We start from the raw sequence: 14,309 nt of genomic DNA, 5'->3' as shown, positions 1-14,309 counted from the left end.
ACTATGAATTATGAATGCTTTTGCCGATGTTTGGTTTTTTAATAAGGATGGAAACCGCATGCTTTTCAGAAAAAATGCTGGTCAGCTATGGCAAGAGGTGAATCCGGTTTGCTGAATGCTCCGACAGGTTACGGAAAAACGTATGCGATATGGTTTGGAATTCTCCAGAATTATTTATAAAAAACACCCTGATAATACAAAAGAGAAAAAAGGACTGCATACGTTGTGGATTACGCCTTTGCGGGCTTTGTCAAAAGAAATTTTACTAGCAACGGAAAGGGTAAGTAAAGATTTGGAACTCGACTATAAAATAGCCCTTCGTACCGGAGATACTTCTGCAGGTGACCGACAGAAACAGCGTAAAAATCCTCCGCAGGCGCTGATTACTACTCCGGAAAGCGTACATCTGCTTATGGCTTCCAAAGGATATAAAGAATTTTTTAAATCGCTGGAGTTTGTCATTGTAGAATGATTGGCATGAATTATTGAGCAGCAAACGAGGTGTAATGATTGAACTGGCGGTTGCCCATTTAAAAACCATCAATCCATCTCTCAAAGTATGGGGAATCTCGGCAACCATCGGAAATCTGTTACAGGCAAAAGATATTCTTACACGGGATTCACAGAGCGTACTAATACAGTCAAAACAGCAAAAGAAAATAGAACTGCATACGATTTACCCTGATGAGGTTGAAAAATATCCGTGGAGCGGGCATCTGGGCATCCGTTTATTGCCCAAAGTACTGCCTCTGCTGCATCAATATACCACCACTTTATTATTTACAAATACCCGTTCACAGGCTGAGATATGGTATCAGCGATTATTGGAAGCAGACCCTGAACTGGCAGGACAGATTGCTTTACATCACGGGTCGCTTAGTGAAGAACTGCGCCTATGGTTGAAGACAGTCTGCACGAAGGACTTTTAAAAGCCGTCATCTGTACCAGCAGCCTTGATCTTGGAGTTGATTTCCGATCTGTAGATTGCGTCATCCAGATCGGCTCCCCAAAAGGAATTGCGCGTTTTTTACAACGTGCCGGCCGAAGTGGTCACCGCCCTGAAGAAACAAGTGTGATCTATTTTCTGCCCACTCACTCACTGGAAACGATGGAAGGCGCTTCTCTGCGCTATGCATTATCTGAAAAAATGGTAGAACAGCGATTGCCCTATATCCGTAGTTTTGATATGCTCATTCAGTTTATGATGACATTGGCTGTCAGTGACGGATTTCAGGCTGAGGCCTTATATAATGAAGTTATTCAAACACACTGCTATGAAAGTATCAGCCCTGATGAATTCAATGAATGTTTACAACTCATCACACAGGGAGGAAGTTCTTTATATGCGTATGATGAATTTCATAAAGTGGTTATTGAAGACGGACTTTTTAAAGTTACTTCCAGACGTATTGCAATGCAGCATCGTTTGAGTATCGGAGCCATTGTTTCAGATATGATGCTTCTGGTAAAATTTAAAAAAGGAAAATACCTGGGCAGCGTGGAAGAATGGTTTGTTTCGCGCTTAAAAGAAGGTGATGTTTTCTGGTTTTCCGGACGCGCGCTGCAATTGGTTCATATCAAAAATAATGAAGTCATTGTAAGGCCTACTACACAAAAAACCGGACTCATTCCTTCATGGCAAGGTGGACGGCTTCCGATAAGTGTTGATTATGGAAAAGCCATTCGTCATATGTTTCAGGAAATCGGGAAACCTTCCCGTCGGACTTATCCGGAGTTGGCATTTTTACAGCCTTTGTTCAAAGAACAGGCAAAACGTTCTTATCTGCCTCAGGAAAATGAATTGCTGACGGAATATATAAAAACCAAATATGGCTTTCATCTGTTTATCTATCCGTATGAGGGGAAACTAGTACATGAAGGAATGGCTGCAATTCTTGCTTACCGCATCAGCCGAATCAGAAGATAACATTTACCATTGCAAGCAATGATTATGGATTTGAACTGCTCTCTGAAGACGATTTCTTTGTTGATGAAACGTTTGTTCAGGAATTGTTGTCAGTAGAAAATATAGTAGAAGATATCAAAAACGGAGTCAACATCAGAGAAATGGCGAAACGTACTTTTCGGGATGTTGCTTCGGTATCGGGTCTTATTTTTAATGGTTATCCCGGAAAGCAGATGAAAACAAAACACCTTCAGGCAAATGCTTCTTTGTTTTTCAGTGTCTTTGATGAAAATGAACCTTCCAACTTGTTGTACCGTCAGGCGTATGATGAAGTCTATGATTTTCAGCTCGAAATTCAGCGCATGCAGCTGGCCTTTCAGCGTATCAACAGCCATCCGATTATTTTTAAGCATCTTGAAAAACTGAGTCCGTTTGCGTTTCCGATTTTTTCGGAATCTTTTCGCAGCAAATATTCGAATGAAGATTGGCAGGCGCGTCTCAATAAATTAAAAAAGGAACTGGATGTCGAATAAATTTTACAGGCTTTTTCTGGGCGATACTGAAACGTGGCTTTTACCGGAACTGGCGCTCTTTCTGCCGGAAAGCCATTGTCTTGTTATTGCGGACTGGCATTTGGGAAAAACTACTCATTTCAGAAAAAACGGAATTTTTCTTCCCAAAACTTCTTTGTATAAAGAGTTTATGAAACTTGATGTGCTCATTGCAAAATATGGAGTGAAAACCGTCGTGTTTCTGGGAGACTTGTTTCACAGTGAATGGAATACGGATTGGGAACTTTTTAAAGAAGCACTTTTGAAACATGATACAGTATCGTTTATCCTTACAAAAGGCAATCATGATATTATCGATTATGCACAGCATCACTTGCCTCATTTCAAAATAGTTAAAGAACTATGGCTGCATGAAAAAATCGTTTTTCCCATCAGTCACTATCGCTGTTAAATCGGGAGGTGATTAATATAGTAGGGCATACTCATCCCGGAATAAGCATTCGGACCAAACAACGTCATTATTTCCGTTTACCTTGTTTTTATTTTGATAAAGGTGTGTTTATACTGCCTGCTTTCGGAGACCTCACAGGACTTTATATCATGGAACGCAAAAGGGGAGATGAGGTGTTTATCGTTTTAGGAGATGAGGTAAAAAGACTGAAAAAATACGTAGCCATATTTGTATTCAACGAAGAAAAAACCTTTTATTATTTTTTGGTGATTGGGCAAACAGAAAAAATTAAAGAAAGATTTATCAGAAAATGAAAAGATGATATATATATATATATATAATATATATATATATATATATATATACCACCGATTTTTTAGATGACCAACGAATAACTATTTTTTATATTTTTAATTTGTCTGAAAAAGGGGAAGCCTACAATCCACATTCATCCATCTTCCTAAAGCCGGATCATAGTTTCTTGCTCCAAAATCATACATATTCAGGTCTTTTTCGGGCTGAAATTCTTTTCCTCCATAGGTGTATTTATAGCCTGTATTTCCTGTAATAGTGCTGTAATTCTGGTGTTCTAATCCAAATGGATAATGTTGTTATAACTTTAATTATTGAACAATAGAAAAATAAATTGATGTAACAATTAGAATTATTTTTTTGTAGAACAAGAAAAATTTATGGACATCCTTTATCATTTTTAATAAAGTGTTTCCTGTTTTATATTAAAAATGGAATTTTAAATATATTATACTTGTAAAGTGTTTATACAATAACACAGCCTCAATACGTTTGTAAAGAGGCTGTTGGTTCGTCTATTATTCTTTTTCTAATAAGTAACTTTGAATAATACCATTTTGTGATCGGGAATTATACTATTCCCTTTTATCAACCAAACTTCATCTATAAATACTCTTTTACCTGTAAAATTAATAATGAAAAAAATTACTACTTTTATTTTTGATACTATAAATTGGAGACAAAAAACTATTTTATCTTTTATATAAAAGGCTTTGATATCACACCTCTTTATTTTTGTAGTATCCCACTGATCTTTTAGAACAATTTCTTTATTATCATCTAATATCAAATGTAAATCATAAGAGAAAAAAGTTTTGTCATACCTACTAACCTTGAAAAACAATTTATTTTTTTTAGAATTAAAAAAAATAGGGCTTACAGTATCCGACTTGCTTACAAAAGATTCGGAACACCTGCATGAACACCTCATCAATGAACAGTTTCCCTGGAATAAAATGGAGCAATTTGCCGATATTCTGGTTAAGTTATCTGAGCAAGCAGGATATGAAACTTTGAAGTCAAAAGCAAGAAAAATGTATGAATTCATACAAAGTGAGAGCAAAGCTTTTTCATTTGAAATATTTAATAAGATAAATAAATTATAACTGTACAATTAACCTAACTGCCGAATTATGAAAGAAAAGTTTTATCAATACATACAGAATCTCCAAGATCAAATCACATCAGCGCTGGAAAAAGTTGACGGAAAATCCGTTTTCAGAGAAGACCTGTGGGAACGTCCCGGCGGCGGTGGCGGTAGAACACGCGTTATTGAAAACGGAAATGTTTTTGAAAAAGGAGGTGTAAATATTTCTGCTGTACACGGGATTTTACCCGAGGCTATGCAAAAAATGTTTAATGTAACCGATGCAAACTTTTATGCCTGTGGGTTGAGTATGGTATTACATCCCAAAAATCCGATGGTACCTACCACTCATGCCAACTGGCGTTATTTTGAAATGTATGATAAAGAAGGCAATAAAGTTCGCTCATGGTTTGGAGGCGGTCAGGATCTTACTCCTTACTATCTTTTTGAAGAAGATGCCCGTCATTTTCATAAGGTAAGCAAAACAGCCTGTGACAAACATGATCCTGAGTTTTACGAAAAATACAAGAAACAGTGTGATGCGTATTTCTGGAATTCTCATAGAAATGAAGCCCGTGGTATCGGAGGTCTTTTTTTTGATCATCTTGAAGAAACGCCAGAAAGATCTTCGCAACAATGGTATGATTTTGTTACCGAAATCGGAAACAGTTTTATAGAAGCCTATGTACCTATTGTAGAAAAAAGAAAAGAGCTGCCCTATACGGAAGCACAGAGAACATGGCAGGAAATACGAAGAGGCCGATATGTAGAATTCAATCTTGTACACGATAAAGGAACCCTTTTCGGATTGAAAACCAACGGACGCATTGAATCAATCCTCATGAGTTTACCTTCTCATGTTCAATGGGTATATGACCATCATCCGGAAAAAGGATCAGAAGAGGAAAAATTACTGAATGTATTACAACAACCGCGAGAGTGGGTATAAAAATAAAAATATGTTTCCATTACACAGAGGCAGAAGACTGCGCGTAAATGAATCGATGAGAAGCCTTGTCAGAGAGACAACTTTAAGTCCGGCTGATTTTATGTTTCCGATGTTTATCTCAGAGGGAGAAAACACGGAAACAGAAATTCCTTCTATGCCGGGTATTTTCAGAAGATCAGTTGATCTGACTGTTAAAGAGGTACAGGAGCTGTATGCTTTGGGTATAAGAGCCATTAATATTTATGTAAAGGTCTCTGAAAATTTAAAAGATAACACCGGAAAAGAGGCATGGAATCCGAACGGATTGATGCAGAATGCCATTAGAGCTATAAAAGAAGCATGTCCGGAAATGATTGTAATGCCAGATGTCGCTTTAGATCCCTATTCGATCTACGGACATGACGGTATTATTAAAAACGGGGAAGTTGCCAATGATATTACTGTTGACGCTTTGGTGAAAATGGCTGTTTCTCATGCACACGCAGGTGCAGATTTCGTAGCACCATCAGATATGATGGATGGCAGAGTGCTTTACCTTCGTCAAGGTTTGGATGCGGCAGGTTTTCAACATGTAGGTATTATGAGTTATTCTGCCAAGTATGCTTCTGCCTTCTACGGTCCGTTCCGAGATGCTTTGGATAGCGCTCCGGTGGATATTACTGACATACCAACAGATAAAAAAACATACCAGATGGATTATGCCAACCGGCTCGAAGCCATAAAAGAAGCCTTATCTGATATTGAGGAAGGAGCTGATATGGTTATGGTAAAACCCGGAATTGCTTATCTGGATATTGTACGGGAAATAAAAGACCGGGTTACGGTACCTGTTACCGTTTTTCACGTCTCAGGAGAGTATGCCATGATAAAAGCCGCAGCTGAAAAAGGCTGGCTCGATCATGATAAAATTATGATGGAACAGCTTATGTGCATCAAACGTGCAGGTGCTAATCTTATCTCTACTTATTTCGCTAAAGAAGCCGCTATTTTACTGAACAAGTAAGTATATATTAGTATCTTTACAGAACAACAAAAACAAGACAATGAAATTTTTTATGTTCAGCATGTTGGCTCTTTCATTTTTGGGAGTTTCATGTAATAAAGAGGAAAAAAAATCCAAGGAATTATATCCTGAAGAAGTAGTTGACCCGAATGATCCAAAAGTGATTATTGAACAAGGAAAGGAACTCTTTAACAGTAATAAAGCGGCATGTTATACCTGTCACCTTCCTGATAAAAAAGTAATCGGCCCAAGTATTCAGGAAATAGCAAAAATTTATCAGGAGAAAAACGGCGATATGTTTGCTTTTTTACGACAAAAAGCAGAACCGATTGTAGACCCCGCTCAATATGATGTAATGAAAGCTAATTTCGCCATTATCAAAACCTTTAGTGATGAAGAAGTTAAATCTTTAGAGCTTTACATAAAAAGCCACCTAAAATAAATTTAAATAAAGACAGTTGTTGAATTCCAGCTGTTTTTTTATTGTATAGTAATATGTAGCAATACAATTTCCCAACTTGGTATTAATAACAAAAAACATTTTAATATTCAAATTCAAAAAGTTAATATTTTGTTAATTTAAAATATTGTATTGTTTTTTACTTAGTTTTGAGATATTAACTACAAAATTATACAGTATGAAAAAATTATTTATTTTATTAGTAATTTCTTTAGCAGCATTCGCAGGGTGCTCACAAGAAGACAGAGAAGCCGAAACAAAAAATAATTTAAGCAAAGAGGATGTAGGATATAAACTAAATTTAAACGATTTTACTCCTTTTAAAACAGATACAATTGTTTTATTTAAGGCTTACACCGCTAAAGAATTGAATAGTCACATTAAAAACACACTGAACAGTTTTAATGATGAATTAGAAGAAATCAGAAAAAAGTACCCAAATGCTGATTTGGTAGTGTATAAGTTAAATTTCAAGCAAAATCAGGCTTTTGTCACTGATTTGCATTTTCTTGATACAAAGGCAAAAAAAGTAATCGATATATTTGACAATAAAATCAATAGTACCTTCCCTTCATTGATAGGCATTGCAGATCTATTATTAGGAAAATGTCCTGAAGGCTGGACCAGTGGTGGTTCGTTTTCATCTAAAGAAGGGATTGCCACCGCAACAGAAAAAATACTTAGCCCAAGCTTAAAAGGAAGCGGAGATTGTGTTCAGATTCAATATGCACGTGGTTTAGTATCCGTTCAGGTATGCCACAGAAAGTGTTAGAACACATCTATATTCTTAAAAGATAAAAAAACGAGTTTAATACTCGTTTTTTATTTATAGATAACCCTTCCATTCATCAAAAAATTCATTCAGAAACCCTTCCATATAATTATGCCGCTGTTGTGCCATCTGTATTCCGGTCTCAGTATTCATTCGGTCTTTTAGCAAGAGTAATTTTTCATAAAAATGATTGATAGTAGTACCATTGCTGTTTTTATATTCCTCTTTGGTCATATTCATTTTAGGCTGTTGTGCCGGATCATAAATTATCCGGTTTTTATAACCGCCATAGTTAAAAGCACGGGCAATACCAATAGCACCAATAGCATCTAACCGATCAGCATCCTGTACAACATCCAGTTCTTTGGAATGAAAGTTTTTCTCAAAATTACCTCCCTTGAATGAGATATTTTCAATGATTTTTTTTACATGCTCAATGATTTCAGGATCAACAGCCAATGATTCTAAAAAGCCAGCTGCTTTTTCAGGTCCCACGCTCTCGTCTCCGTTATGAAACTTACTGTCTGCAATATCATGCAGCAGTACTGCTAATTTTACAACAGTAAGGTCACATGCTTCCTTCTTAGCAATAGTTACTGCTGTATTATACACACGTTCGATATGGAACCAATCATGTCCCGACTCGTTATGTTGCAATTCTTTTTGCACAAAAATGATTGTTTTTTCTATAATGTTTTGCATCTCTGTAAATTAAAAAAAGCTGTTATCACAGCTTTCTATTTATATTATTTCACCATAGCAGGGTTTACCCATTTAAACACGTGTGACTCTGCAGATATTTTCATTCTTTCTGCCAGACGAGCCATACGATCCGGAAGTCTCATAAGATAATCTCTCGCTTTCTCAGCTTCATCTGTCAGATTGGTTATTTTATCGATTTCCCAACGGCTGATCAATTTTTGTAATATTTCCACATAATCCATAGAAGTATAAACTCCAATACGCTGTGCAGATTCCGAGAAGTGATGGAAAGCATCGCCGATGGCTCCGCCTGATTCTCGAATAAGGTTGGCTGGCATGGTGATTTTTTTCTTCATCATATAATTAAAAGCAAGCATCATCTCAGAAGGATCTACTTTAAAAATCCGATCTACAAATTCAGAATATGCATGGTGATGACGCATTTCATCTCCAGCAATCAAACGACAGATTTTTGATAATTTATGATCTCCGTTTTTCTTAGCTAACTGCGCTACTCTGTTATGAGAAACATACGTTGCCAATTCCTGAAAACTGGTAAAAACAAAGTTTTTATACGGATCGCTGTCGGTTCCCGGATCAAATCCGTCATTGAGCAAATGGTGTGTGGTAATTTCTACCTCTCTCATGTTCACTCTTCCGGATAAGTACAGATATCTGTTTAACAAGTCTCCGTGACGGTTTTCTTCTCCTGTCCAGTGACGTATCCATTTTGCCCATCCGTTACCACCTTCTCCTTCTTTTTGTTTTACACCATCAACATCCATCAGCCAGGATTCATAAGTTGGCAATGCTTCTTCAGTGATTGTATCACCTACTAAAACAATCCAAAAATCATATGGTAATTCTTTAGCGTATTCTCTTAATTCTCTAACTTCTTCAAAAAAATTATCTGATTCTGAATTGGGTAACAAATCAGATGGTTGCCAAATTTTCTCCACTGGAATCAGATAGTTATCTACGAAACTATCTATATTTTTTTCCAGAAACTGCATTACTTCTAATCGAACATTTTTTGTTGACATATTTTTTTCTTTTACCGTCTTATCCGGTTATTAATATTTTATTTGCGAGGTGATTTTTTCCTGTGTGATCTCAAACAGGGTATTAAAATCATAGTCATTCACTTTCATCGGTTCATGTATTTTCATACTGACTCTTGCCCCCAACCCTAAAGGAAACATTCCATAACGGAATATTTTCCATGAATTATTTATGGTAACCGGCACTACATAAGCATCCGGTGCATACTTGCATAATATTTTCATTCCGTTTTCAGAAAAGCTTTTAGGTGCACCCGTTTTTGAACGCGTTCCTTCCGGGAAAATAACAGCTGATCTGTTGTATTTCTGGATGTATTCTGCCAATCCTTTGATAGTAGGTAATGCCTGTTTTGAATCTTTCCGGTCAATAAGCACAGAACCACCTCTTTTAAGATTGAATGACACACTCGGAATCCCTTTCCCCAATTCTTTCTTACTTACAAATTTAGGATGTGCTTTTCGCAGATACCATATCATTAAAACAATATCATAAAGACTCTGATGATTGGATACAAAAATTACCGGCACTTTTTCAGGCACCAACGCTACACCTTCTACTGAAAATGTAGTTCCTAATATATGTCCGCATCTCAATAAACAGCCATTAAGAATGTCTACGCTTTTTTTATGTGCCTGATAACCAAAAATATTTAAACAAATCCATTGAATCGGATGAAAGATCAACAAGGCTAACGCAAAAAAGAAATAAAAAACAATACTAATTGGATAAGAGATAATTTTTTGCACTTTTATGAAATTAAAGGTCAAATATACAATAAAAACAAAAACCACCGATATAATCGGCGGTTCGTTTGTTTAAAAAAGGGATAAGTTTAACAGTGTTCTTAACAGTGTTCGTTATACGCTTCTTTTAAGTTTTCTGAAATAGTCTCCGCCGGGTGACCTTCAATATGATGTCTTTCTAACATATGTACCAATTCTCCGTTTTTAAACAACGCCATACTTGGTGATGATGGGGGAAAAGGAAACATTTTTTCACGTGCTGCATCTACTGCATCTTTATCCACTCCTGCGAAAACAGTTACAATCTGATCCGGTGTTTTACCGTTGTCCAAACTCATTCGTGCTCCCGGACGTGCATTTCTTGCTGCACAACCACACACTGAATTTACCACTACCAAGGTTGTTCCTTCTTTTGCTAAAGCATCTTCCACTTCTTTAGCTGTATATAATTCTTGAAAACCGACAGCAACAAGCTCTTCACGCATCGGTTTTACAATTTCTTCTGGGTACATAATTATCTGATTTACGTTATGACACAAAATTATAAAACTATTTTGTTTTAAGCTATGTATTTAATAATCTATTAACGGTGTTTTTATAATTAAAAAAAATGGCTTATATAAAAACAAGCCATTTTTCTAATCAACTAACCCACTCAAATTAAAAATTATAGGAAACCGATAAAGCTATATTCCGTGGATCTATCTGATTGATAAAACCTCCTCTGAAATATGAATTTAACCCTATCTGATCTGTTATATTATTGAAATAAAATCGTGCATCGAATCCTTTGTATTTATAGCCCAGCTGTGCATTTAACGTATAGTAAGAAGGCATGTCAAATGGTTCTGTACCTCCCATATTTCCATGTCCGTCCGGAGCCAGACTGTATTCATTAACCGGGCGTTCACCAACGTAATATAAACCTGTACTGATGCTTAAACCATTTAGCACCCCGTTATTAAACAAATACTGAATCCAGCCGTTAGCTGTGTTTTTTGGGGCATTCATGGGTGCAGAACCGTTTACATACGAAGGGCTGTTTTGATATTGCGCATCCAGATAAGCATATCCAAGCATTACCGTAAGATTATCTAAGATACGTCCGTTTAGCTCTACTTCTACTCCGGTTCGTTTCAGATCTCCTGCTTTAAATACATAGCCCGTCGGATTTGAAGTACCCGGTTCATATTCGGTGTTTGACAAGTTGCTGGTGAGAATATGAAAATAGGTAAAATTAAAGAGTAAGCGATCGTTTAGCCATGAAGATTTTATTCCTGTTTCAAACTGGTTGGTCACTGCTGCTCCCACTTCTTCTCCTGTGTTCAGCTTATCTGCAGCGCTTCTTAAACTGGTGGAATTGGTAAAAGATCCAAAAACATTAACTTGTTCTATAGGGCTCAGCATCACACCTACCATCGGATTCCATGCAGAGCGTTGCGTACCGTTGGTAGACACAGCATCTTTTGTAATTATTTGTGAATACCGAAGACCAAAAACTCCTTTCACATATTTATTAAATTCTACTACATCCTGAGCTAGAACACCAAACGTACCATACTGAGCTCTTACAGGATCATTTGCCTTAAACGTAATTTTTGCCGGCATCTGTTCCCCTTCCTCTCCAGTGATTACTACATCATTGATCGCATTTGGAAAATTTTCATAGATGTTTATTTCATCAATATAATTGCGTTGTAAACCGTTTACATCAGTTGTAAAGCTGGTGGTAGTTGCATCGGCTGTGCGATAATCGAATCCTAATTGTGCCGTATGTTTTACAGAACCTGTATAAAGTTCCTGTCCGATCAGATCAAACTGAAACGTACTGTTTTTATCTTCTCTGAGACTGCGGCTCATCACTCGCTGGCGAATGTGATACTCTTGTGAGCCTCTTATTGCGTTTGCGGTTGTTTGTGTATTATCTACGCTGTAGGATGATTGTGCATAAGCAGCTCTTATCCGGAACTGATCGTCCAGTTTATGATCAATTCTAACCATCATACTGCTCATTTTTGTGTTGTTATTATCACTTTTGAATCCTAAAAATTTATCATCAGGCAAGACATACAATGCATTAGTTCCCTGATTAGCCGCCAGATTTACAGCAGAAGTATGCGGTGTCCGGTTATCATTAAAATAATCTCCTTCAAGAACAACTGTTGTTTTCTCTGTAGGCTTCCAGGCCAGGGAAGGATTCAGATAAACGCGGTTAGATTTTAAATACGCCCTGTAACTATCTGCGCTTTCGTACGCTCCGTTTAAACGAAATGCTACTGTTTCACTCTCATTTAATACCGTCTGGTAGTCAAATACCGGACGTATCTGATTCCAGCTTCCCACGCGCAACCCCACATTGGCAGCATTAACAAAATTCGGCGTTTTTGTTACCACATTAATTACACCTCCTGCATTTCCCAAATCGGTAATAACCCCTTGAGTAATAGCAGCAGAGCCTTTGATCATCTGTATCGATTCTACTCCCTGCATATCAATAACTCCTGAGGCAGTCTGAAACTGAGAATCCATACGCACACCATTCTTTAATACTGGTATTCCCCGAAATCCGCGTGCAGACATACTTTCTTTCACACCACCGTAACTCCCAAATAAGGTAACACCTGGAATATTCCGTACTGCATCTGTAATCGTTAAGGCTCCCTGAGCTTCGATTACTTTATTAGAAATAACAGAGATACTCTGTATCTGATCTTTAGGTTTTAAAGGCATTCGGGTAATCGTCTCCAATCCTTTAGGCTGCTTGTTGCGTTCACCAAAAACTTCTATCTCTTCTAAAACATCAGATTCCTGAATAAGTTTTATGCTTATATGTTGATTTCCCTGTTTTATCTCTACTTTTTTATTGACAGCATAATATCCAATCAACTCTATTCGCAAGGTATAATTCCCTGATTGCAGATTTTTGAAATAGAGTTCTCCCGATTCATCACCTGCTACTTGGTAATTAATTTCCTGAATTATACCTGTTGCATAAGCCAAAGGAGTATTTGTTTCATCTGTTATTTTCACTCTTAATGAAGCTGTCTGAGCAACAGCTACACTCCCCGTAAAGAGCAATAATAATAAAATGGAAAAATGTTTCATCATTAATTTTTATTTAGATTAATTATAAACAAAGGTAATAAGCAAAATGAAACTTCCCAAAAAACAAATTGGTTTTTTAAATAAAATTTTAAAATTAGATTCGCAAATAATTGAAAACACAGAAGAGAATGAGAAAAAAAATCAAAGGCATAAAAAAAAGCCGGTTAAAAACCGGCTCTTATTTTATTGTTGGTCTACAAGGACTCGAACCTTGAACGACTGAACCAAAATCAGCTGTGTTACCATTACACCATAGACCAATTAGTTCTTTAAATTGAGACTAAACGAGTATCTTTGTTGGCCTACAAGGACTCGAACCTTGAACGACTGAACCAAAATCAGCTGTGTTACCATTACACCATAGGCCAGTAAATTGCTCTTAAAACTCAGAGTAATTCTTTATTGCGGTTGCAAAGGTAATACAAAAATCAAATGTTGCAAGTATTCCACAAAAAAAATTAAAAAAAACTAAATAATGGAAAGGATTAAAAAAAAACGTTTTTCTTTGTATCACAAATCAAAAAAATCTAATCGCACTGTATTATGTTGACTATCAATTTTAAAAAGTGGAATATCATACTAGGATGGGTTGCATTCTTAATTGCTTTAATTACATACATCTCAACAATTGAACCTACTCTGAGCTTTTGGGATGCCGGCGAATACATTGCTACCTCTACAAAATTGCAGGTTGGTCACCCACCAGGTGCTCCGCTGTATCAGATGTTGGGAGCTTTCTTTTCCATGTTTGCAGCCAGTAATGAACACATTGCTTTGATGGTAAACATGATGGCATCAGTATCAAGTGCTTTTACGATTTTATTTATGTACTGGTGTACTACGAATCTTTTAGGAAAAGTGGTAAGCAGCTTTTCTCCGTGGAATAATAACAATGCAATAGCTGTTTTAGGAAGTGCTTTTGTAGGCGCTTTATCCTTTGCTTTTTCTGATAGTTTTTGGTTTAGTGCCGTTGAGGCAGAAGTATATGCTACAGCGATGCTTTTGATTTCGGTTTTGCTTTGGCTTGGTATCCGCTGGATTGATGATATCGATAAACCCCGCGGAAACAAATGGCTTTTGGTTATCGCATTAGTAATCGGACTTTCATTTGGGGTTCACTTTATGGCTTTATTAACCATACCTTCTATCGGTTTCTTATACTATTTCAAGAAGTACCCAACCGTTACTATTAAAAATTTCATTATTGCAAACATTGTTATTGTTGCCATTCTTTTGTTGTATTTT

The 14,309-nt window shown here is 36.7% G+C and carries 15 protein-coding genes, 2 tRNA genes and 2 pseudogenes; 11 read left to right on the top strand and 8 right to left on the bottom strand.

The window, feature by feature from the left end; genetic code table 11:
* The first annotated feature begins 154 nt into the window (after positions 1-154).
* The 5 genes and pseudogenes from QW060_RS28320 to QW060_RS25600 all read left to right on the top strand — a co-directional run bounded on the left by QW060_RS28320 (position 155) and on the right by QW060_RS25600 (position 3,183).
* A complete protein-coding gene (locus QW060_RS28320) occupies positions 155-472 on the top strand; it encodes a DEAD/DEAH box helicase (protein ID WP_317623266.1) in 318 nt (105 codons plus the stop codon).
* A gap of 13 nt (positions 473-485) precedes the next feature.
* Complete coding sequence (locus tag QW060_RS28315; protein ID WP_317623265.1) at positions 486-929, top strand: hypothetical protein; 444 nt, start codon at positions 486-488, stop codon at positions 927-929.
* A pseudogene (locus QW060_RS28310) lies at positions 896-2,439 on the top strand (helicase-related protein). Before QW060_RS28315 ends, QW060_RS28310 begins: the two are co-directional and overlap by 34 nt.
* Entirely contained in the window at positions 2,429-2,869 is a 441-nt protein-coding gene (locus QW060_RS25605) for a metallophosphoesterase (protein ID WP_290365466.1), read from the top strand. Before QW060_RS28310 ends, QW060_RS25605 begins: the two are co-directional and overlap by 11 nt.
* An 8-nt stretch (positions 2,870-2,877) precedes the next feature.
* On the top strand, positions 2,878-3,183 hold the full coding sequence (locus QW060_RS25600) for a metallophosphoesterase family protein (protein ID WP_290365465.1): 306 nt from the start codon (positions 2,878-2,880) through the stop codon (positions 3,181-3,183).
* A 96-nt stretch (positions 3,184-3,279) separates the two neighbouring features.
* On the opposite strand, the pseudogene QW060_RS25595 reads toward QW060_RS25600, so the two are convergent.
* A pseudogene (locus tag QW060_RS25595) lies at positions 3,280-3,462 on the bottom strand (RHS repeat-associated core domain-containing protein); the annotation flags it as partial.
* Positions 3,463-3,996: 534 nt separating this feature from the next.
* Here QW060_RS25595 and QW060_RS25590 point away from each other — a divergent pair.
* From QW060_RS25590 to QW060_RS25570, 5 genes are all read left to right on the top strand, one after another.
* Positions 3,997-4,287 (top strand): hypothetical protein, encoded by a 291-nt coding sequence (locus QW060_RS25590; RefSeq protein WP_290365464.1) that lies wholly within the window; start codon positions 3,997-3,999, stop codon positions 4,285-4,287.
* Between the two features lie 27 nt (positions 4,288-4,314).
* The gene (gene hemF, locus QW060_RS25585; protein WP_290361837.1) at positions 4,315-5,217 is read left to right on the top strand and encodes an oxygen-dependent coproporphyrinogen oxidase; all 903 of its coding nucleotides are present in this window, start codon (positions 4,315-4,317) and stop codon (positions 5,215-5,217) included.
* A gap of 10 nt (positions 5,218-5,227) precedes the next feature.
* The gene (gene hemB, locus QW060_RS25580) at positions 5,228-6,220 is read left to right on the top strand and encodes a porphobilinogen synthase (RefSeq protein ID WP_290361836.1); all 993 of its coding nucleotides are present in this window, start codon (positions 5,228-5,230) and stop codon (positions 6,218-6,220) included.
* Positions 6,221-6,260: 40 nt separating this feature from the next.
* Complete coding sequence (locus QW060_RS25575; protein WP_290361835.1) at positions 6,261-6,662, top strand: c-type cytochrome; 402 nt, start codon at positions 6,261-6,263, stop codon at positions 6,660-6,662.
* Positions 6,663-6,858: 196 nt separating this feature from the next.
* Complete coding sequence (locus QW060_RS25570) at positions 6,859-7,452, top strand: hypothetical protein (RefSeq protein WP_290361834.1); 594 nt, start codon at positions 6,859-6,861, stop codon at positions 7,450-7,452.
* Positions 7,453-7,506: 54 nt separating this feature from the next.
* Here the strand turns inward: QW060_RS25570 and QW060_RS25565 are convergent, their stop codons facing one another.
* The 7 genes from QW060_RS25565 to QW060_RS25535 all read right to left on the bottom strand — a co-directional run bounded on the left by QW060_RS25565 (position 7,507) and on the right by QW060_RS25535 (position 13,432).
* A complete protein-coding gene (locus tag QW060_RS25565; RefSeq protein ID WP_290361833.1) occupies positions 7,507-8,154 on the bottom strand; it encodes an HD domain-containing protein in 648 nt (215 codons plus the stop codon).
* A gap of 44 nt (positions 8,155-8,198) precedes the next feature.
* Positions 8,199-9,197, bottom strand: coding sequence for an acyl-ACP desaturase (locus QW060_RS25560; protein WP_290361832.1), 999 nt, complete (start codon positions 9,195-9,197; stop codon positions 8,199-8,201).
* Between the two features lie 30 nt (positions 9,198-9,227).
* Complete coding sequence (locus QW060_RS25555) at positions 9,228-9,962, bottom strand: lysophospholipid acyltransferase family protein (RefSeq protein ID WP_290361831.1); 735 nt, start codon at positions 9,960-9,962, stop codon at positions 9,228-9,230.
* Between the two features lie 98 nt (positions 9,963-10,060).
* A complete protein-coding gene (locus tag QW060_RS25550; protein WP_290361830.1) occupies positions 10,061-10,471 on the bottom strand; it encodes a BrxA/BrxB family bacilliredoxin in 411 nt (136 codons plus the stop codon).
* A gap of 148 nt (positions 10,472-10,619) precedes the next feature.
* Positions 10,620-13,067 (bottom strand): TonB-dependent siderophore receptor, encoded by a 2,448-nt coding sequence (locus tag QW060_RS25545; protein WP_290361829.1) that lies wholly within the window; start codon positions 13,065-13,067, stop codon positions 10,620-10,622.
* A gap of 186 nt (positions 13,068-13,253) precedes the next feature.
* Positions 13,254-13,324: transfer RNA gene (locus QW060_RS25540), tRNA-Gln, on the bottom strand.
* Positions 13,325-13,361: 37 nt separating this feature from the next.
* A tRNA-Gln gene (locus tag QW060_RS25535) sits at positions 13,362-13,432 on the bottom strand.
* Positions 13,433-13,607: 175 nt separating this feature from the next.
* On the opposite strand from QW060_RS25535, the gene QW060_RS25530 reads away from it, so the two are divergent.
* On the top strand, positions 13,608-14,309 hold a 702-nt coding region (locus QW060_RS25530), incomplete at its 3' end, for a glycosyltransferase family 117 protein (protein ID WP_290365463.1).

This window comes from Paenimyroides ceti (assembly GCF_030409925.1).
Note: the sequence above shows the minus strand (reverse complement) of the source record. Positions and strands in the feature narration are given on the sequence as shown.

Bases quoted from the DNA above. Each gene is read 5' to 3' on its own strand.
- QW060_RS25605 (WP_290365466.1), top strand. From the start codon at position 2,429: ATGTCGAATAAATTTTACAGGCTTTTTCTGGGCGATACTGAAACGTGG.
- hemF (WP_290361837.1), top strand. From the start codon at position 4,315: ATGAAAGAAAAGTTTTATCAATACATACAGAATCTCCAAGATCAAATC.
- hemB (WP_290361836.1), top strand. From the start codon at position 5,228: ATGTTTCCATTACACAGAGGCAGAAGACTGCGCGTAAATGAATCGATG.
- QW060_RS25575 (WP_290361835.1), top strand. From the start codon at position 6,261: ATGAAATTTTTTATGTTCAGCATGTTGGCTCTTTCATTTTTGGGAGTT.
- QW060_RS25570 (WP_290361834.1), top strand. From the start codon at position 6,859: ATGAAAAAATTATTTATTTTATTAGTAATTTCTTTAGCAGCATTCGCA.
- QW060_RS25565 (WP_290361833.1), bottom strand. From the start codon at position 8,154: ATGCAAAACATTATAGAAAAAACAATCATTTTTGTGCAAAAAGAATTG.
- QW060_RS25560 (WP_290361832.1), bottom strand. From the start codon at position 9,197: ATGTCAACAAAAAATGTTCGATTAGAAGTAATGCAGTTTCTGGAAAAA.
- QW060_RS25550 (WP_290361830.1), bottom strand. From the start codon at position 10,471: ATGTACCCAGAAGAAATTGTAAAACCGATGCGTGAAGAGCTTGTTGCT.
- QW060_RS25545 (WP_290361829.1), bottom strand. From the start codon at position 13,067: ATGATGAAACATTTTTCCATTTTATTATTATTGCTCTTTACGGGGAGT.